We start from the raw sequence: 20,685 nt of genomic DNA, 5'->3' as shown, positions 1-20,685 counted from the left end.
AGCACGGAGGGGTCGACGGACCCTCGGATCCGCCGCGATCACCGCTGCGACGGCCCTCGTTTGCCGCCTGTCAGCTGTCCCGCTGGGATCGCCGCTTCCTCGGAGAGCCAATTGTGAGCGTTAACATTCCCACCCCCGTCACCGTGGGGATCGACTTCGGGACCCTCTCCGGCCGAGCCGTCGTCGTCTCCGTCGCGGACGGCACCCAGCTCGCCGACGCCGTCCACGAGTACCGGTACGGGGTGATCGACACCGTCCTGCCGGACGGCACGACCACCCTGCCGCCGGACTGGGCGCTGCAGCTGCCGCAGGACTGGCGGGACGTGCTGAGCAACGCCGTCCCCAGGGCGCTGGAGCTCGCCGGGGTCACCGCTGACCAGGTCGTCGGCATCGGGACCGACTTCACCGCCTGCACCGTGCTGCCGACCACCACCGACGGCACTCCGCTGTGCGAGCTCCCCGGCCTGGCCGGGCGTCCGCACGCCTACCCCAAGCTCTGGCGCCACCACGCCGCCCAGCCGCAGGCCGACCGGATCAACGCGCTCGCCGCAGAGCTGGGGGAGCCCTGGCTGGCCCGCTACGGCGGGAAGATCTCCAGCGAGTGGGAGTACGCCAAGGCGCTGCAGCTGCTGGAGGAGGACCCCGAGCTCTACGCCGCCGCCGACCGCTGGATCGAGGCCGCGGACTGGATCGTCTGGGAGCTCACCGGCGCCGAGAACCGCAACCTCTGCACCGCCGGCTACAAGGGCATCCACCAGCCCGACCTGCTGCCCGCCGCGGACGGCGCCCGACCCGGCGCGGACTACCTGGGCCGGCTGAACCCGGGCTTCACCGGCTTCACCGCCAAACTGGACCACCCGCTCGCCGCCCTCGGCGACGCTGCGGGAACACTGACCGCCCGGGCGGCGGCTCTGACCGGGCTCAATGAGGGGACCCCGGTCAGCGTGGGCAATGTCGACGCCCATGTCACCAACGCCGCCGCCCGGGCTCTCGACCCGGGGCACATGCTCGCCATCATGGGCACCAGCACCTGCCACATCCTCAACTCCGACGTCCTCGCCGAGGTCCCCGGCATGTGCGGGGTGGTGCGCGACGGCGTGGTCCCCGGGCTGTGGGGCTACGAGGCCGGGCAGAGCGGCGTCGGCGACATCTTCGCCTGGGCCGTCCGCACAGCGGCGCCCGAGTCCTACGCCGTCGAGGCCCGCGAGCGCGGGCTGAGCCTGCACGAGCTGCTCACCGAGAAGGCCGCAGCCCAACCGGTCGGCGCGCACGGCCTGGTGGCGCTGGACTGGCACAGCGGCAACCGCTCGGTGCTGGTGGACCACCACCTCTCCGGGCTGGTCCTCGGGCTCACCCTGGACACCCGCCCCGAGGAGATCTACCGGGCGCTGCTGGAGGCCACCGCCTTCGGCACCAGGGTCATCGTCGAGGCCTTCGAGGAGGCCGGGGTACCGGTGACCGAGTTCACCGTCGCCGGCGGGCTGCCCAAGAACCACTTCCTGATGCAGATCTACAGCGACGTGCTGCGCCGCCCGGTCAACGTCATCGGCTCCGAGCAGGGCGGGGCCCTGGGCTCGGCGATCCACGCCGCGGTCGCGGCCGGGGCGTACCCGGACATCCGCACCGCCTCAGCGGCCATGGGCCGGATCAACCTCGCCGTGCACACCCCGGACGAGGCCCGCGCCGACGCCTACGACCTGCTCTTCGCCGAGTACCGCGAACTGCACGACCACTTCGGCCGGGGCGGCAGCGACGCGCTGCACCGGCTGCGCGCCCTGCGCGACGCGGCACGCACCGCGGGCACCGTCCCGGCGGACCCCACCCTGGAGCTGGAGGAAGCCCGATGACCACCCCTCTCGACCGGCTGAAGGCGGAGGTCTGCGCCCTGCACGCGGAACTGCTGCGGTGGGGTCTGGTCGCCTGGACCAGCGGCAACGTCAGCGGCCGGCTTCCCGGCAGCGAGTTGATGGTGATCAAGCCGAGCGGGCTGTCCTACGACGAGCTCACGCCCGAGCAGATGATCGTCTGCGATCTGGACGGCAAGGTGGTCGAGGGCGAGCTGTCCCCCTCCAGCGACACCGCCGCCCACGCCTACGTCTACCGCAACCGGCCCGACGTCGGCGGCGTGGTGCACACCCACTCCCCGTACGCCACCGCCTGGTCGGCGGTGGGCGAGCCGATCCCGTGCGCCATCACCGCCATGGGAGACGAGTTCGGCGACGACATCCCGGTCGGCCCGTTCGCCCTGATCGGTGACGACTCCATCGGCCAGGGCATCGTCGCGACCCTGGACGGGCACCGCTCGCCCGCCGTGCTGATGCGCCAGCACGGGGTGTTCACCATCGGCAAGAACGCCAAGGCCGCCGTGAAGGCCGCGGTGATGTGCGAGGACGTGGCCCGCACCGTCCACCTGGCCCGGCAGCTGGGTCCGGTGAGCCGGCTGCCGCAGCAGGACATCGACCGGCTCTACGACCGCTACCAGAACGTCTACGGCCAGGCCCCGGCCGACAAGGCCGCAGCTGCCCAGGCCCCGGCAGCTGCCCAGACCTCCGCCGCCCAGGCCCCGGCCGCCCCCGCCCCGGCCCAGGCCCCCGTGACCGTCGGCTCCGAAGGAGAACCCGCATGACCGCCTCCTCCTCCCCGTTCCCCACCCGCCAGGTCTGGTACCTCACCGGCAGCCAGGGCCTGTACGGAGCGGAGACGCTGCGTCAGGTCGCGGACCAGTCCGGGCAGATAGCCGCGACCCTGGCCGCCGGGCTGCCGGTCGAGCTGGTGGTCAAGCCGGTGCTCACCGACGCCTCGGCGATCCACCGGGTGATGCTGGAGGCCAACGCCGACGACTCCTGCATCGGCGTGATCGCCTGGATGCACACCTTCTCCCCGGCCAAGATGTGGATCGCCGGACTGGACGCGCTGCGCAAGCCGCTGCTGCACCTGCACACCCAGTCCAACGTCCGGCTGCCGTGGGCCACCATCGACATGGACTTCATGAACCTGAACCAGGCCGCCCACGGCGACCGCGAGTTCGGCTACATCCAGTCCCGGCTCGGGGTCGCCCGCAAGACGGTGGCCGGCCATGTCAGCGACCCGGTGACGATCGCGCGGGTGGCGGGTTGGGTCCGCTCCGCCGTCGGCCGGGCCGAGCTGCGGACCCTCAAGCTGGCCCGCTTCGGCGACAACATGCGCGACGTCGCGGTCACCGAGGGCGACAAGGTCGAGGCGCAGCTGCGCTTCGGCGTCTCGGTCAACACCTACGGCGTCAACGACCTGGTCGAGGTGGTGGACGCGGCCTCCGACTCCGCCGTCTCCGAGCTGGTCAAGGAGTACGAGGACCGCTACCGGGTCGCCGCCGAGCTGCGTCAGGGCGGCGAGCGGCACGAGTCGCTGCGCTACGCCGCCCGGATCGAGCTCGGGCTGCGGAGCTTCCTCGGCGAGGGCGGCTTCGGCGCCTTCACCACCAACTTCGAGGACCTGGGCGGCCTGCGGCAGCTCCCCGGCCTGGCCGTGCAGCGGCTGATGGCCGACGGCTACGGCTTCGGCGGCGAGGGCGACTGGAAGACCTCCGCGCTGCTGCGCACCCTCAAGTCCATGGCGGTGGGCCTGCCCGGCGGTACCTCGTTCATGGAGGACTACACCTACGACCTGACCCCTGGTCAGGAGCTGATCCTGGGCGCCCACATGCTGGAGGTGTGCCCCACCATCGCGGTGGACACCCCCAGCGTGGAGATCCACCCGCTGGGCATCGGCGGCCGGGAGGACCCGGTCCGGATGGTGTTCGACGCCGCACCGGGCCCGGCGATCGTGGTCGGCCTCGCCGACCTGGGCGACCGCTTCCGGCTGGTGGCCAACGAGATCGACACCGTCGCCCCGCCGGAGCCGCTGCCCGAGCTCCCGGTCGCCCGCGCGGTCTGGCGCCCCCGTCCCGACCTGCGGACCTCCACCGAGTCCTGGCTCACGGCGGGCGGCCCGCACCACACGGTCTACTCCAGCGCCGTGGGCGCGGAGGAGCTCGCCGACCTGGCCGAGATGACCGGAACCGAACTCGCCCTGGTCGACGCGGACACCACCACCCGCCGGCTGACCCGGGAACTGCGCTGGAACCAGGCCTACTACCGCCTGGCGCAAGGGTTCTGAGGGACTGCCATACAGAGGCGCTGTCACGCAGAGGCGCTGTCACATAGAGGCGCTGTCATGCAGGCCTCACCTACTTGTCCGGCGATGCACGTGCGTGGAGCGGAACCACTGCGGCATCGCCGGGCAGCAAGACCGGGTGCGGGGTTTTGACCGATCCGCTGGGCCCCGCACCCGCTGTACCTCCCGCGATCCCCGAAAGGCAGCCATGTCCAGCAAGGCGCGCATCGTCCTCGACCCCGCGTTCTCCGTCGGCACGGTGGACCCGCGCCTCTTCGGCTCCTTCGTCGAGCACCTGGGCCGCTGCGTCTACACCGGCATCTACGAGCCGGGCCATCCGACGGCGGACGGTGCGGGACTGCGCACCGATGTGCTGGAGCTGGTACGCGAGTTGGGCGTGACCGCGATCCGCTACCCCGGCGGCAACTTCGTCTCCGGGTTCAAGTGGGAGGACGGCGTCGGCCCGGTGGAGGACCGGCCCCGCCGGCTGGACCTGGCCTGGCGCTCCACCGAGACCAACCGGTTCGGGCTCTCCGAGTTCATGGACTTCCTCCGCAAGGTCGAGGGCACCTCGCCGATGCTCGCGGTCAACCTCGGCACCCGCGGCGTCCAGGAGGCCCTGGAACTCCAGGAGTACGCCAACCACCCGTCCGGAACCGACCTTGCCGACCGCCGGATCGGCCACGGCGACAAGGACCCCTTCGACGTCCGGTTGTGGTGCCTGGGCAACGAGATGGACGGCCCCTGGCAGATCGGTGCCAAGGACGCCGACGAGTACGGCCGGCTGGCCGCCCAGACCGCCCGCGCGATGCGCATGATCGACCCCGATCTGGAGCTGGTCGCCTGCGGCAGCTCGTCGCAGTCCATGCCCACCTTCGCCGCCTGGGAGGCCACCGTCCTCCAGCACACCTACGACGTCGTGGACTACATCTCCATGCACGCCTACTACGAGGAGCTGGAGGGCGACCGCGACTCCTTCCTGGCCTCGGCGGTCGACATGGAGTCCTTCATCGAGAACGTGGTGGCCACCTGCGACCACGTGGGCGCGAAGCTCAAGTCGTCCAAGAAGATCAACATCTCCTTCGACGAGTGGAACGTCTGGTACCTGACGAAGACTCAGGCCGCCGAGCCGCTCAACTGGGAGGAGGCGCCGCGGCTGCTGGAGGACGTCTACTCGGTCACCGACGCCGTCGTCTTCGGCTCGCTGCTGATCGCCCTGCTCCGCCACGCCGACCGGGTCACCGTCGCCTGCCTGGCGCAACTGGTGAACGTGATCGCCCCGATCATGACCGAGCCCGGCGGCCCGGCCTGGCGGCAGACCACCTTCTACCCCTTCGCCCAGGCCTCGGCCCACGGTCGCGGCCGGGTGCTGACCGTCAACGTCGACAGCCCGACCTACCCCACCGCCAAGTACGGCGAGGTACCGCTGCTGCACGCCACCGCCACCATCGACGACGAGACCGGCGCGGTCACCGTCTTCGCCGTCAACCGCAGCCAGACCGGGGCGCTTCCGTTGACCGTCGACCTGCGCGGGCTGAACCTGACCCGGGTCGTCGAGCACTCCGTCCTCACGGACGCGGACCCGGACGCCCGCAACACGTTGGAGCAGCCGGAACGGGTCGTGCCGAGGGCGGTGGAGGGGACCGCCCTGGGCGGCTCGGCGGCGGACGGTGGACCGGGCACGACGCTGAACGCGGTGCTCCCGCCGCTGTCGTGGAACATGATCCGGCTGGCGTGAGGCAGTGCGGACGGACAGCTCTTCACGCCGCCGGCACGCAACCGCAACCGCAGCCGCAGCCGCAGCCGCAGCCGTCGTGCAGTGCGGCGTGGGTGGTGTGGCGGGGTCCGTAGTGCGGCCGAGCCCCCGTCCTGAGGCCGGGTCCGACGTGCGTGTTCGCTCCCGCTGACTGTTCGTCGCCTCCGTGGGGCACGGCGGTCGGTCCCGGGCTGGGGTGGCTCGCTGTCGCTCGCGGCCAACTGCGCGGAGGGGGGAGGGTGGTGGGGCGTGCGTTGTCGGGCGGCGGGTCGGTGCCCTTCCGGGCGGGGGCTGCAGAAACGTTCCTGCGTGGCGTCTTCCGCTCAACTGGGGTCACTTTTGGTACACCGGGTCATTCTTGGTACGGGCATCTGCGGATGAATCGGGCATATCGGCAAGATCAAGTGACACCTTGTCCCGAAAGTGACCCCGGTTTGCCCGATCGCCCGGGGTCAGAGCGGCGCACGCGCCCCAGCCCCGCGCCGTCGCCGCACGCTCCGCGCCGGGCCCGGGCACCCCCCGCCCTTGTTGCCGGCGCGAAGCGCCTTCTTTCCGGGCGTGAGCCCGGGAGGCGGCGGTCGACTCGCCCCACCACACGTTGCCGTTGCAGACGTGGAGCGCGCCTCCCTGCGCTGTACTGCAACGAGCGACGATTCATCACGTCTGGGTGGGCCAACGAGCCGCGCCGGCTCTGATCTCGCGGGTGTGGCCGGGGAAGAACTCCCTGAGGAACCATCGGCGGCTGTAGCCGGGGCGGATTCTTCGTCCCGTGCGCGAGTGCCTGGCTTCGGGGCGTTCTGCCATGGCGTGTTCGGCGGCGGGGATGGCCTGCTGGTGCCATGGCCACGGGTCGTCCGGTGTCTGTCGGGCCGCGAGCAGGACCACGGTGTGGTCGGGGGTGGGTGTGGTGGCGAAGACGATCCGGATCTCGCCGTTGGCCGTTCCTCCCGGATGCAGCTCGTAGAGGTTCTTGTCCCTTGGCGGAGCCGGAGCCGGTGGGGGCGGTGGAGGGGACAGCCGTGGGGCCAGGAACGGATCGTTGCGGACCTCTTGCTCCAGGGCCTGGGTCGTTGCCAACAGTCCGTCAATTCTCACCTGCGCCGCCGCGAGTCTGGCGCCGGCGTCCGGGCCGGTCCGGGTTTCCGGGTCGGTCTCGTCGTGGCCCGCAAGGACGGCGTTGAGTTCTGCCGTGACCACCTCGGTGTTGTACACCGCCTTGACCACCTCCTTGTACGTCCGGAACCGGTCCACCTCCCGCTGGAGCCGATGGCTCAGTTCCGTGAGGCGCTCCATCTCCTGCGGTGGAGCGGCGCGGCCCGTGGAGAGGTTGGCGATGCCCCGACGGACCTGCTGCATCAGGTCGAGCTGGGTCTGGTAGGCGTGGTCGAGTACCAGGGCGGGGTCCGGCTCCAGGAGCACCGAGGTCAGCCTGACGACCAGCGGCTCGCCGGGTAGCGATCCGGCGGTGAGAAGGGCCGTCACCGCCTCTCCGACGAGGCGGGCGGCCGGCGGGTCGGTGGTGCCGAGCTCGCGCAGCCAGCTCCGGACTCCGGGTGCTATTTCAAGCCAGTACCTCACGATGCCCTCCCCCGTGTCCGTCCGTGGTCACCATCGCCGTGCTCACCGGGACCGGACAACCGGACAAGCACACAACCGGACGTTACTCCGCGAGTACTTCGCCGACGATGCGTCTGGCCACCGCCATCAGGACCGGGTTGGTGTTCCAGTAGTACGGCATGATGATCAGCGCGATGGAGAGGGCCCAGCCTCGTCCACGGCTCCAGGCGGCCTCGTCCGTGTCGACGGCGTTGCGGAAGGCGGTTCGGGACTCGCCGGAGAAGAGGGACCAGGCCGGGAGCAGGTCCACGGCCGGGTCGCCGGTGCCCAGGGTGCCGAAGTCGATCACGGCGCTGAGGCGGCCCTGCTGGACCAGGAGGTTTCCGGGCAGCAGGTCCCCGTGGAGCCAGACGGGTGGTTTCTGCCGGGAGGGGGCCCGCAGCGACTCTTCCCATACCTGCCCGAGGGTCTTCAGGTCGTCCTCGGGCAGTCGGCCCCGCAGGGCGGTGAGGGCCTCGCGGGTGGGGGTGTCGCGTGGGGCGAGGGGAGTCCCTCGGCCGGCGGCGGGGCCGTCGGTGGGGTCGATGCGGCGTAGCGCGGTGATGAATTCGGCCAGGGCGACGGCCGCCGCGGTGGGGTCCGCGAAGGCCGAGTCGGTGAGGGTCTCTCCGTCGAGCCAGCGGCAGATCGACCAGGGCCAGGGATAGCCGGCGCCGGGTTCGCCCACCGCCACCGGCGTGGGGACGGCCAGGGGCAGGTGCGGGGCGAGCCGGGGCAGCCAGTGCGCCTCCTTCTCTGCCTGGCCGGCCGAGTGCGGGAGGCGGGGGAGCCGTACGGCCAGGTCCGGGCCCAGTCGGAACAGGGCGTTGTCCGTTCCGGCGGACGGGACCCGGGAGAGGGGCAGGTCGGACCACTGCGGGAACTGGGCCCTGATCAACCGTCCGACCAGTGCGGCGTCGATGTCCGCCTCGTCGGCGTGCATCTTCTGGACCGGCATGCGTGCCTTTCGGGGGCGGGACGGGACGGGACAGGGTGAGGCAGGGCGGGACAGTGGTGTCGCGTGGCCGTGCCGAGCACTCAAGCAGGCCAGCGGCCGGTGGTGCCACCGGTTTTCGCCGGATCGCCGTTCCGCCGCGCCCCGGCCGGCCGGCGCGCTCCCGGCTTGTTGTCGGCCGGCTGTCAGGTAGCCGAAACGTGACCTGCACAACCCGTTGACGCGTTGTCATGTGAGCGTTAACAATGCAGTGTCGGAAACGGCGGGGAAACAGATGCCGTACCTTGTCGAACAGTCCCGAATGCTCAGGAACGCCATATCGGCGCAGGTCGGAGTGAGGAATCCATGGGAGCAGCGAACACCGTCAACGGGCGTCAGCCGGTCATGGCCGACGTCGCGCGGCTGGCGGGTGTCTCGCACCAGACGGTCTCCCGGGTGCTCAACGACAATCCGCACGTCAAGGAGGAGACCAGGGAGCGGGTACTGCTCGCGATCCGGGAGCTGGACTACCGTCCGAACTCGGCCGCACGCACCCTGGTCACGCGCAGGTCGCAGACCCTGGGGGTGGTCAGTTTCGACACCACCCTCTACGGTCCGGCCTCGATGCTCTACGGGATCGAGCAGGCCGCCCGCAGCGCGGGCTACTTCGTCAGCATCGCGAGCCTGCGCTCGTTGGACGGGCGCTCGGTGCAGGAGGCCGTGGACCGGCTCAGGGACCAGGCGGTGGAGGGTGTGCTGGTGATCGCGCCGCAGACCTCGGCCGTCGGGGCGCTGGCGCAGGTCCGCAGTGCGGTCCCGGTGGTCGCCGTCGGTTCGGGCTCCCAGGCCAGGGTGCCCGGGGCGGCGGTCGACAACGAGGCCGGGGCCAGGGCGGCCACGCAGTACCTGCTCCATCTGGGGCACCGCACCGTGCACCATGTGGCGGGGCCCTCGAACTGGCTGGACGCCCAGGCCCGGCGCGCCGGCTGGCGTTCGGTGCTGGCGGACGCGGGTGCTCCGGTGCCCGAGGTCGTCAGCGGGGACTGGAGTGCCAGGTCCGGCTACGAGGCCGGGCTGCACCTTCTGGAGAACCCGGAGGTCACGGCCGTCTTCTGCGCCAACGACCACATGGCGCTCGGGGTGCTGCGGGCGCTGAACGAGGCCGGGCGCGGCATCCCCGGCGACATCAGCGTGGTGGGCTTCGACGACATCCCCGAGGCCTCCTACTTCACTCCGCCGCTCACCACCGTGCGCCAGGACTTCGGCGAGCTGGGCCGCCGCGGCCTGGAACTGCTGGTGGCGCAGGTCGAGGGTGAGGCCGGCACCAAGGAGAGGGTGCTGGTCGCCCCTGAGCTGGTGATCCGGGGGAGTACGGCGGCGGCACCACCCGCCCCCGCCGGTGGCTGAGGGCTGCTCGACAAACTGAGGGCCCGAGCACCTGAGGGCCCGAGGACCGCACGGAAGTACAGCTGCACAGAACCACGGAAGCACATCCGCACACGCTCGAATGTTCGTCGCACCTGCTCAATTGATAGCTGTCGTCTGCTCAATTGTTAGCGCAAACAATTCTGGCGGGGTGTTCGCTCCGCCGTGCCTGGAAACCGATCGAGAGGACCACCACCATGCCGTCCGCACTCAACTCCAGTAGCACGAGATCCAAGAAGCTCGCCGTCGTGGCCACCGCGCTGCTGCTCGCCCTCGGCGCCTCCGCCTGCAGCAAGACCGGTGCCGCGGGCAGTGGCAGCACCTCGGCCGCCGCATCCGCCGGCGGCAGCAGCTCCGCCCCGGCCGTCACCCTGTCGGGTGACATCTCGTTCAACGACGCCAACCTCACCAAGCTCGACGCCGCGATCAAGACCGCACTCGCGGGCAAGGACCTGTCCAAGCTGGACGAGGCCATGGTGGTCAACGTCGCGGTGGACTACTGGAACGCGGGCAAGGTCGGCTTCAACAAGGGCCTGTCCGACCTCGGCATCAAGGGCACCTTCCAGGCCCCGGCCAACGGCCGGCTGGACCAGCAGCTGTCCATCATCCAGACCCTGCGCGGCCAGGGCATCACCGGCTTCACCGTCTCCGCGATCGACCCGACCGCCATCAAGGCCCCGATCGCCTCCGCCAACTCGGCCGGCATCCCCGTGGTGGCCATCGACTCCCCGCTGCCCGCCGAGGACGGCTCCGCGCTCTACCTGGGCAGCCTCAACGAGGAGTTGGGCGAGAAGGCCGGCGAGGCCATGAAGCAGGTGCTCAACAACCAGGGCGAGGTGGTGATCCTCACCGGATCGCTGACGGCCTCCAACTCGCTGGAGCGCATCGCCGGGTTCAAGAAGGCCCTGGAAGGCTCCAACATCAAGATCACGCAGACCCTGAACGACGGCACGGACGCCTCCAAGGCCCTGTCCAACGCCTCCACCTCGTTCCAGACCGACCCCAACGTCAAGGGCCTGTACGGGGTCTACTCCTACGACGGACCCGCTGCCGGGCAGGCCGTGCAGTCGGCCGGCAAGACCGGTGCGATCAAAGTCATCTCCTCCGACAGCGACGCGCAGACGCTCAAGTTCATCCAGAGCGGCGTCATCCAGGCCACCGTGCTGCAGCAGCCCTACCAGCAGGGCTACACCGGCGCCTTCCTGCTGGCGGCGTTCAAGGTGCTCGGCAAGGACGCCACCCTGGCGCTGGTCAAGCCCTACCTGGAGAGCGACGGGACCACCCTGAGCACCGGCGCGGGCGTGGTGACCCAGTCCAACATCGCCGACTACCAGGCCATGCTGACCAAGCTCGGCATAGGCTGAGGTCGACGAGATGGCAGCCGTGCAAGCACGGACCGAGGGGGACACGGCGGCTCGGGTCGCCGTGTCCCTTCGGGGAGTGAGCAAGAGCTACGGGCCGGTCAAGGTGCTGGACATCCCGGAGCTGGAACTGACCAGCGGTCAGATCGTGGGCGTGGTAGGCGAGAACGGCGCCGGCAAGTCCACGCTGATGGGGGTGCTGTCCGGCACCGTGGCCGCGAGCACCGGCAGTATCGTGATCGACGGGCAGGAGCTGCACAGCGGTCGCCCGGACCACGCGCAGAGCCTCGGCGTCAGCCTGGTGGCCCAGGAGTTCCCCCTGGTGGGGAAGTTGAGCGTGGCCGAGAACCTGCTGCTGGGCCGGCGCCCGGCGAGCAGCGAGGGCCGCCGCTTCGGCAGCTGGCGCTACGACCGGGCCGGCACCAGGGCCGAGGCCCGGGCGCTGCTGGCGGACGTCGGGGTCGAGGGGGTGGACGTCGACCGCCCGGTCGAGCGGCTGCCCGTCCCGGTCCGGCAGATGATCGAGATCGCCAAGGCCTGGGGCCACCACCCGCTGGTGCTGATCCTGGACGAGCCGACCTCCTCGCTGGGGCCGGTGGAGGCGGACAAGGTGCTCGCGCTGGCCCGGCGGCACGCCGAGGCGGGCGGAGCGGTGCTGTTCATCGGGCACCGGCTGGACGAGGTGCGGGCGCTGGCCGACCGGGTGATCGTGCTGCGCGGCGGCCGGCTGGTCGCCGACCTGACGCCGGAGCAGGCCTCCGAGGAGCGGCTGATCCGGGAGATGGTCGGCAGCGAGCTGGCCAAGGCCGACGTCAGCCCGCCGCCCTCGGTCGAGCGCGAGGTGGTGCTGCGCACCGAGGGGCTGACCGCCGACGGGCTGGGCCCGGTCGACCTGGAGGTGCGGGCCGGGGAGATCCTCGGCGTGGCCGGGCTGATGGGGTCGGGCCGCAGCCGGCTGCTGCACACCGTGATGGGCGCCCAGCCCAGGACCGGTGGCACCGTCGAGTTCCAGGGCCGGGCGTTCCACCCGCGCCATCCGGCCGACTCGGTGGCGGCCGGGATCGGCTTGGTGCCGGAGGACCGCAAGGAGCAGTCCCTGGTGCTGGGCGCCTCGGTGCGCTGGAACATCACCCTGGCCACGCTGCGCCGGATCAGCCGCCGCGGGGTGCTCACCCCGCGCGCCGACCGCGAGCACGCGGGCCGGCTGGTGCAGGAGCTGGGCGTGCGGCTGCACTCGGCCGAGCAGCCGGTGGGCGACCTGTCCGGCGGCAACCAGCAGAAGGTGGTCTTCGGCCGCTGGCTGGCCGCCGAACCGCGGCTGCTGCTGCTGGACGAGCCGACCCGCGGCGTGGACGTGGGTGCCAAGGCGGAGATCTACGGCCTGATCGACGAGGCCGCCAAGGAGGGTCTGGCGGTGGTCGCAGCCTCCTCCGAGCTGGAGGAGCTGCTGTGGATCTGCCACCGGATCGTGGTGATGGCGCACGGCCGGGTGGTCGCCGACATCCCCAGGGAGCGGTTCAGCAAGGAACTGATCATGACGGCCGCAGCGGGGACGCAGAGCGCGCCGTCCCCGGACCCGCAGGCCGCGGCGAAAGAGGCGATGGCATGAGCAGCAGTACGGACACCGCGCCCGCCCCGACGGCGGCCGCCCCGCCGAAGCCCGGCGCCGGCCTGCTCCGGCGGCTGGTGGAGACGCCCGAGGTGGGCGTGGTCGTGGCCTGCGTGGTGGTGTTCACCGCGCTGGCGATCGACAAGTCGACCTTCGCCAGCGCGGTCAACCTGCAGGGCATGGGCTTCGACCTGGCCCAGTACGGACTGATCGCGATCGGCGAGTCGCTGGTGATCCTGACCGGCGGCATCGACCTCTCGGTGGGAGCGCTCCTGGGCACCAGCGTGATCCTGGCCTCCTGGTTCAACGTCAGGGCCGGGCTGCCGGCCGGGGTGGCGATCCTGTTCACGCTGGCGATCTGCGGCACGGTGGGCCTGATCCACGGGCTGGCGGTGACCCGGCTGAAGATGCCGCCGTTCGTGACCACCCTGGTGACCTACACCGTCGCCCAGGGCGTGACCCTGGCCATCACCTCGGGCACCTCGATCCCCGGCATCTCCGGCTTCTTCAGCGACCTGGGCCAGAGCTACCTGGCGCAGATCCCGGTGCCGCTGGTGCTGTTCGTCATCGTCGCGGTGGCGGCCTGGTTCTTCCTGGAGCGCACCTACCAGGGCCGCCAGGTGTACGCGGTCGGCGGCAACGCCGAGGCGGCCCGGCTGGCCGGCATCCGCGGCGACCGGCGGGTGGTGTCCATGTACGTCACCAGCTCGCTGCTCTCCGGGCTTGGCGGCATGCTGGTGCTGGGCCGGATGGGCGTGGGCTCCGCCAGCGGGGTCGGCGTGGGCTGGGAGCTCTCAGCCATCGCCGCCGCGGTCATCGGCGGGGTGAGCCTGATGGGCGGTCAGGGCCGGATCATGGGCATCGTCGCCGGCGCGGTGCTGCTGGAGCTGATCAACAACGGGCTGACCACGCTGCAGATCAACTCCAACTACACCCAGATCGTGCTGGGCGCGGTGCTGGGCATCGCCATCACCGCGGACCGGCTGCGGGCCCGGCGGTTGGCCAAGCGGCGCTGAGCCCGCGGCACAACCGGCACAACCGACAAGCAGTGGACAACAACTGACCGACCGACAGCAGAGAGCTGACGCGGGTCGGTGACCGGGAGGCCGGTCGCCGACCCGCGCGAGCCCTCGGCTCGGCATGCCCGGGCCGCCCCCGGCTCGACTCGTCACACACATCATCACAGCACCGTACGGATCGGGATCCATCGTCAGCTGAGAGGTGTCATGTTCATATCACGAATGAGACGGGGGCGCGGTCGCGCCGTCGCTCTCGCCGCCACCACGGCCCTGCTGCTCGGCGGCCTCACCACCGCGATGGGCAGCGGTACGGCGGGAGCGGCCACCACCGCGCCCAGTCTCGCCGCCCATCTGGCGCTGGACGAGGGCAGCGGCACCACTGCCGCCGACTCCTCCGGCAACGGCCACACCGGCACCTTGGGCAGCGGCGTCACTTGGAGCGCCGGCCAGGTCGGTGCGCACGCGGTCAGCCTCAACGGCACCACCAACGGGAACATCGACATCCCCACCCCGGTCGTCGACACCTCCCAGAGCTTCACCGTCTCCGCCTGGGTCAAGCTGAACAACACCTCCGGCTACCAGACCGCGGTCAGCATCGACGGCACCAACGTCAGCGGCTTCTACCTGCAACTGCGGGGCGACACTGGCGACTTCGCCTTCACCCGGCTCTCCTCCGACAGCACCAGCGCCACCACCTCGGCGATCGCCACCGACGGTACCGCCCCCTCCACCGGTACCTGGTACCACCTGGTCGGCGTCGACGACGAGAGCGCCGGCAAGCTGCACCTCTACGTCGACGGCGCGGCGCAGACCGACGCCGCCTACACCGGTGGCGGCTGGAAGGCGGCGGGGCACACCCTGATCGGGCGCGGCCTGTTCGGCGGCAGTCCGGTGGACTTCGTCAACGGCTCGGTCGACGACGTCCAGTTCTACCAGGGCGCACTGACGGCGGATCAGGTCGCCGCGATCAACACCTCCGCGCACTGGAACCTGGACGAGGGCAGCGGCAGCAGCGCCGCGGACTCCTCCGGCAACGGCCACACCGCCACCCTCGGCAGCGGCGCCAGCTGGGCCACCCCGGGCCGGGCCGGCGCGCACGCGCTGACCCTGGACGGCACCGCCAACGGCAACGCCACCGCGAGCGGCGCGGTGGTGGACACCCGGCAGTCCTTCTCGGTCTCCGCCTGGGTCAAGCCCACCGCCGTCAGCGGCTTCCAGACCGCGGTCAGCATCGACGGCGCCAACGTCAGCGGCTTCTATCTGCAACTGCGCGGGGACACCGGGAAGTTCGCCTTCACCAGGCTGGCCTCCGATGCGGACTCGGCAGCCGTCGCCACCGTCCCGGCCACCGCCGCGCCCACCGCGGGCCAGTGGTACCACCTGGTCGGGGTGGACGACGTGGCGGCGGGCAAGCTCTCGTTCTACGTCAACGGCGTGCTCCAGGGCAGCACCGCCTACACCGGGAACTGGCAGGCCACCGGTGACACCGTGATCGGCCGCGGCCGCTACAACGGCGCACCGGCCGACTTCTTCGGCGGCGGCGTGGACGACGTCCAGGTCTTCGACCACGCGCTGACCGCCGACGAGGTGCAGACCGTGGTCGGCACCGCCGGCGGCACCCTCAGTGTGGACGCGGCCAACCCGGCCCACGCACTGCCCTCCACCTTCTTCGGGGTGATGACCGAGGACATCAACCACTCCGGCGAGGGCGGCCTCTACGCCGAGCTGATCCAGAACCGCTCGATGATGGCCAGCAGCACCAGCCCGGTCGACTGGTCCGCGGTCGGCGACTCGACCATCGCGCTGGACACCGGCAACCCGCTCAACAGCGCGCTGACCCAGTCGCTCAAGGTCTCGCTGACCACCGCCACCAGGGACAGCCGGGCCGGGGTCGCCAACTCGGGCTTCTGGGGCATCCCGGTGGCTCCCGGCCGCAGCTACACGGTCTCCTTCTTCGCCAAGGCCAGCGCCGGGTTCAAGGGCCCGCTCACGGTCGACGTCGAGGGCGCCGACGGCACCGTCTACGCCAAGGGCAGGGTGAACGGGGTCGGCACCGGCTGGAAGCAGTTCACCACCACCATCAGGACCGGCGACGACGCACCGTCCACCGCGGCCGCCCGCTTCGTGCTCTCCGCGCAGACCGGCAGCGGCGCGACCCTGTGGCTGGACAACGTCTCGCTCTTCCCGCCGACCTACGGCAACGTCAAGAACGGGCTGCGCACCGATCTGATGACCAAGATCGCCGGGCTGGAGCCCTCGTTCATCCGCGAGCCGGGCGGCAACTACCTGGAGGGCAACACCCTCGCCACCCGCTTCGACTGGAAGAACACCATCGGCCCGGTCTGGACCCGGCCCGGGCACCAGGACGACGCCTGGGGCTACTGGTCCACCGACGGCATGGGCCTGCTGGAGTACCTGGAGTGGGCCGAGAGCCTCGGCGCCCAGCCGCTGCTCGCCGTCTACGCCGGCTACAACCTCAACGGCAGCCACGTGGACGTGAGCCAGCTCGGCCCGTACGTCCAGGACGCCCTGGACGAGATCCAGTACGCCACCGGCTCCACCAAGACGGTCTGGGGCGCCAAGCGCGCCGCCGACGGCCACCCCAAGCCCTTCGACATCGGCTACGTCGAGGTCGGCAACGAGGACTGGTTCGACGGCTCCGGCAGCTACGACGGCGACAACGGCCGCTTCGCGCAGTTCTACGACGCCATCAGGAAGGCCTACCCGTCCATCAAGATCATCGCCACCACCCCGGTCAAGTCCCGCACCCCGGACGTGGTGGACGAGCACTACTACGAGACCCCGGCCTGGATGAACAGCCACGCCAACCTGTACGACTCCACCTCCCGCAGCGGCCCGAAGATCATGGTGGGGGAGTGGGCCTCGCAGGAGGGCAAGCCGACCCCGGACCTCAACGCCGCGCTCGGTGACGCCTCCTGGCTCACCGGCCTGGAGCGCAACTCCGACATCGTCACCCAGGAGGCCTACGCGCCGCTGCTCGCCAATGTCAACAGCGTGCAGTGGAACACCAACCTGATCGGCTTCGACGCGCTGACCAGCTACGGCTCACCCAGCTACTACGCCCAGTCGATGCTGGCCCAGCACCACGGCGACCAGGTGCTCAGCGCAACCTACGCCGGGATCGGCGGCCTGAACACCGTGGTCACCAAGGACTCCACAACCGGCCGGATCTACATCGCGGTGGTCAACCCGGGCGGGACCGCCCAGCCGGTCACCGTCGACCTGGCCGACGCCGGTACGGTCGCGGAGACCGGCAGCCAGACGGTGCTCAGTTCGGCCCACCCGACGGACACCAACACCATCAGCGACCCGGCCCACGTCGTCCCGGTCACCAGCCCGGTCCACGGGCTCGGGGCGACCTTCACCAAGACCTTCGCCGCCTACTCGCTGACCATTCTGACGGTGAATTAGGTCAATCATCCAAGACGATGAATGCGATCGTCTGACAAGCACGCGCATTCCACCCTTCCGGGGGTGGGATGCGCGTGCTTTCGGGTGGTTCCGAGGGACCGTCACCCATGGCGGGCCGTGGCGCGGTACCGTTTCCTCAGCATTCCGATGAGCGCTCAACTTCTCGATGGAACGACCGAATCGGGCCGATTCTGGCCACGACGAGTGAGCCCCTGTCCGATTTGTTGAGATAATTGACTGAGTAGTGTTTACGGAACGTCACTTCGGGTAGCCATCTCCAACGTGACGTGTTGACATCGTGTCGACATCTGGAGTTCTCGGACGTGGCAACGAGGCCGCTGGGGAAGGCGCCCCTCGCACCACACTGGAGGTCCCGGTGACGACTCGTGGAGTTCTCTATCTGCACTCCGCGCCGCGTGCGCTCTGCCCGCATGTCGAGTGGGCCGCAGCCGGCGTGCTCGGCGTGCGCGTCAGTCTCGACTGGATCCGCCAGCCGGTCGCTCCCGGTACCTGGCGTGCCGAGTTCTCCTGGCAGGGCGAGCCCGACACCGCCTCCCGGCTTGCCTCCGCGCTGCGCGGCTGGCAGCTGCTGCGGTTCGAGGTGACCGCGGAGCCCTCGGCCGGCCTGGAGGGCGAACGCTACTGCAGCACACCCGATCTGGGCATCTTCCACGCGGTCACCGGCGTGCACGGGGACATCCTGATCCCCGAGGACCGGCTGCGCTCCGCCCTGCTGCGGGCCAGGATGGGCGAGGGGGACCTGGAGTCCGAGATCTCCCGTTTGCTCGGCAAGCCCTGGGACGACGAGTTGGAGCCGTTCCGGCACGCCGGCGAGGGCGCTCCGGTGCGCTGGCTGCACCAAGTGGTCTGACCCCCTTCCCGCTGCCGCCGAAGGGCCCTTGCGGGCTGCGCGAGACCCCCTTCCGGAGCCCCTCCTGGACCCCCTTCCGGAGTGCCCCCGCCAGCGCGTTCGGTGGTGCCGGGAAATTTTACGGAGGGGGCGCATCCGTATTCTTCTGCGCCGGGCGCTGACACCGTGATCCAACTCATGGTCGCCGACCGGTCGGATGGGCGTCATGTCCGGGTATATCCCTGTCACGGAACCTCGAAGCGACCCCCTCGGGAGTCAGGCGCACCGCCCCTGACCCGCAGTTGTCCGATTATAGACGCGCTCCGTACTCATGGCGGACCGTCAGATGTCACCTGCGTAAATCCCTTGTTGCATCCACTCGGCGTGGTGGCAGGCCTGGAATCTGTTCCCGCTAACCCCTTGCGCCGCAATTCTTGACCCGTGTACACATCACAGGGGCATTCCGAACGGGCGTTCACGCGGGTCGCTCGGTACCCCCAGTCCTGACGGACCCTCACTCCTGGAGTCGTCATTACCGATAACCAGTCCTCACGCGGACGGCGTACTCGCATAGCCACCGCAGCGTTCGCCTCCATGGCTCTGGCCGGAGGCACGCTCGCGCTCGCCGCGCCCTCCCAGGCAGCATCGGTCACCCCCTCTGCCAAGGTCCTCACCGGCAGCCACCCCTCCTGGGCCACGGCCAAGGCGGACCAGGGAGCCGTGTCCGCGGAAACCGTCACCGCCGCGACCGTGTACCTCGCCGGGCAGGACCCGGCCGGGCTCGCCGCTTACGCGAAGGCGGTCTCGACACCCGGCAACGCCGCCTATGGGAAGTTCCTGACCGCGGCCCAGGCCAAGGCCAAGTACCTGGCCACCCCGGCCCAGATCCAGGCCGTCAAGAGCTGGCTGACCAGCGCGGGCCTCACGGTCACCAGCGCCACCGACCACGCGGTCAGCGTGAGCGGTAAGACCTCGGCGATCCAGAAGGCCTTCGGCACCCAGCTGCACCAGTACAAGGTGGACGGCAAGAAGGTCAACGCGCCGACCAAGGACGCGGTCGTGCCGGCCTCGGTCTCCGCCCTGATCAGCGGGGTCGTCGGGCTGACCGGCACCGCGCCCACGGTCCAGCCGCAGTCGGTCTCGGTGAAGAACACCATCGCGTCCGGCGCCAAGTCGAGCGACGGCCTGGCGACGACGGCGACCTGCTCCGACTACTGGGGCCAGAAGGCCGCCACCGGCGGACCGCTCGGCTACACCAAGAAGACCACCTACGACGAGTGCTCCTTCCAGCCCTCGCAGCTGCGCCAGGCCTACGGCATCACCGCCTCCGGCCTGACCGGCAAGGGTGCCACCGTGGCCATCGTGGACGCCTACGGCTCCTCCACCATGCTGGCGGACGCCAACCAGTTCTCCACCAACCACGGTGACAAGGCCTTCAAGTCCGGCCAGTACTCCGAGGTGGTCACCCCCGACCAGTGGAACAGCGAGGACCTCTGCGGCGGTGCCGACGGCTGGGCGGGCGAGGAGGCCCTGGACGTCGAGATGGTGCACGGGCTGGCGCCCGACGCCAACGTCGTCTACGTGGGTGCCAACTCCTGCCAGGACAGCGACCTGTCGGCCGCACTGGCCAACATCGTCGACAACCACCTGGCGGACGTCGTCTCCAACTCCTGGGACGGCCTGATGCACAGCACGTCGGGCGACGAGTCCGCCGCGCAGATCGCCGCCTACGAGCAGATCTTCGAGCAGGGCGCGACCGAGGGCATGGGCTTCGACTTCAGCTCGGGTGACTGCGGCGACAACTCGCCCGCCGCGGCGGCGACCGGTGTCAACTGCGACTCGACCACCACCCGCGCCCAGGCCGCGTACCCCGCCTCGGACCCGTGGGCCACCGATGTCGGCGGCACGGCGCTGGCGGTGTCCAGCAAGAAGGGCACCTACGGCTTCGAGACCGACATGGGCACCCTGCGCTCGGTGCTCTCGACGGACGGGACGTCCTGGACGCCCTTCCCCGGCGCCTTCTACTTCGGTGGCGGCGGCGGTACCAGCGAGGACTTCGCCCAGCCGTGGTACCAGAGCTGGACCGTCCCGAACTCGCTGTCGCACACCCTGATGACGGGTGCCAAGAGCAAGACCGCGCAGCGGGTCACCCCGGACGTCGCCATGAACGGTGACCTGTACACCTCGGTGCTGGTCGGCATGTCCGACGGCGCCCCGTACAGCGAGGGCGGCTACGGCGGCACCAGCGTCTCGGCGCCGGAGTTCTCCGCGGTCCAGGCCGACGCCATCCAGGCCCAGCACGGCCGTCCGATCGGCTTCGCCAACCCGGAGATCTACCTGAAGGCCGGCAGCAGTGCCTTCACCGACGTCATCAACAAGACGACGAAGCCGGGCCAGGAGCCGCTGAACGCGATCTACGACGCCGGCATCATCAGCGGATCGCTGCGGGTCCGTCTGGTCGCCTTCGGCCGTGACTACGGTCTGGCCGCCACCAAGGGCTACGACGACGCCACCGGCGTCGGCTCGCCCACCGAGGCCTACCTGAACTCGTTCCGCTACGGCTGGTAGAACC

The 20,685-nt window shown here is 70.5% G+C and carries 13 protein-coding genes; 11 read left to right on the top strand and 2 right to left on the bottom strand.

Translation table 11 applies throughout. The annotated features are described in order from the left end of the window. The first annotated feature begins 113 nt into the window (after positions 1-113). From araB to arfA, 4 genes are all read left to right on the top strand, one after another. A complete protein-coding gene (araB, locus tag ABUW04_RS24910; protein WP_380566675.1) occupies positions 114-1,847 on the top strand; it encodes a ribulokinase in 1,734 nt (577 codons plus the stop codon). Further along, positions 1,844-2,626 carry an L-ribulose-5-phosphate 4-epimerase gene (locus ABUW04_RS24905; protein WP_380566674.1) on the top strand — a complete coding sequence of 261 codons (783 nt, stop codon included), beginning with the start codon at positions 1,844-1,846 and terminating at the stop codon, positions 2,624-2,626. The genes araB and ABUW04_RS24905 overlap by 4 nt, the downstream gene beginning before the upstream one ends. Next, the gene (gene araA, locus ABUW04_RS24900) at positions 2,623-4,134 is read left to right on the top strand and encodes an L-arabinose isomerase (RefSeq protein ID WP_380566673.1); all 1,512 of its coding nucleotides are present in this window, start codon (positions 2,623-2,625) and stop codon (positions 4,132-4,134) included. Before ABUW04_RS24905 ends, araA begins: the two co-directional genes overlap by 4 nt. A 205-nt stretch (positions 4,135-4,339) precedes the next feature. Further along, complete coding sequence (gene arfA / locus ABUW04_RS24895; protein WP_380566671.1) at positions 4,340-5,869, top strand: arabinosylfuranosidase ArfA; 1,530 nt, start codon at positions 4,340-4,342, stop codon at positions 5,867-5,869. 675 nt (positions 5,870-6,544) lie between these two features. On the opposite strand, the gene ABUW04_RS24890 is transcribed toward arfA, so the two are convergent. Further along, positions 6,545-7,465, bottom strand: a complete 921-nt coding sequence (locus ABUW04_RS24890; protein WP_380566670.1) for a PspA/IM30 family protein — start codon at positions 7,463-7,465, stop codon at positions 6,545-6,547. Positions 7,466-7,547: 82 nt separating this feature from the next. Next, positions 7,548-8,441, bottom strand: a complete 894-nt coding sequence (locus ABUW04_RS24885) for an aminoglycoside phosphotransferase family protein (RefSeq protein ID WP_380566669.1) — start codon at positions 8,439-8,441, stop codon at positions 7,548-7,550. A gap of 342 nt (positions 8,442-8,783) precedes the next feature. On the opposite strand from ABUW04_RS24885, the gene ABUW04_RS24880 reads away from it, so the two are divergent. The 7 genes from ABUW04_RS24880 (at position 8,784) to ABUW04_RS24850 (ending at position 20,681) form a co-directional block, all read left to right on the top strand. Then, positions 8,784-9,824 carry a LacI family DNA-binding transcriptional regulator gene (locus ABUW04_RS24880; protein ID WP_051724968.1) on the top strand — a complete coding sequence of 347 codons (1,041 nt, stop codon included), beginning with the start codon at positions 8,784-8,786 and terminating at the stop codon, positions 9,822-9,824. 215 nt (positions 9,825-10,039) lie between these two features. Further along, positions 10,040-11,206 carry a substrate-binding domain-containing protein gene (locus ABUW04_RS24875; RefSeq protein WP_030251034.1) on the top strand — a complete coding sequence of 389 codons (1,167 nt, stop codon included), beginning with the start codon at positions 10,040-10,042 and terminating at the stop codon, positions 11,204-11,206. A 10-nt stretch (positions 11,207-11,216) separates the two neighbouring features. Then, positions 11,217-12,812, top strand: a complete 1,596-nt coding sequence (locus tag ABUW04_RS24870; protein WP_051724969.1) for a sugar ABC transporter ATP-binding protein — start codon at positions 11,217-11,219, stop codon at positions 12,810-12,812. Further along, the gene (locus ABUW04_RS24865; protein ID WP_380566668.1) at positions 12,809-13,828 is read left to right on the top strand and encodes an ABC transporter permease; all 1,020 of its coding nucleotides are present in this window, start codon (positions 12,809-12,811) and stop codon (positions 13,826-13,828) included. The genes ABUW04_RS24870 and ABUW04_RS24865 overlap by 4 nt, the downstream gene beginning before the upstream one ends. Positions 13,829-14,053: 225 nt before the next feature. Further along, the gene (locus ABUW04_RS24860; protein WP_380566667.1) at positions 14,054-17,263 is read left to right on the top strand and encodes a LamG-like jellyroll fold domain-containing protein; all 3,210 of its coding nucleotides are present in this window, start codon (positions 14,054-14,056) and stop codon (positions 17,261-17,263) included. A gap of 376 nt (positions 17,264-17,639) precedes the next feature. Next, positions 17,640-18,134, top strand: coding sequence for a DUF3145 domain-containing protein (locus tag ABUW04_RS24855; protein WP_030251045.1), 495 nt, complete (start codon positions 17,640-17,642; stop codon positions 18,132-18,134). 573 nt (positions 18,135-18,707) lie between these two features. Continuing rightward, positions 18,708-20,681 (top strand): S53 family peptidase, encoded by a 1,974-nt coding sequence (locus ABUW04_RS24850; protein WP_380566666.1) that lies wholly within the window; start codon positions 18,708-18,710, stop codon positions 20,679-20,681. The last annotated feature ends 4 nt before the right edge of the window (positions 20,682-20,685 follow it).

The organism is Streptacidiphilus jeojiensis (assembly GCF_042510965.1).
GTDB lineage: Bacteria > Actinomycetota > Actinomycetes > Streptomycetales > Streptomycetaceae > Streptacidiphilus > Streptacidiphilus jeojiensis.
This window is presented reverse-complemented; position numbering and strand designations above follow the sequence as displayed.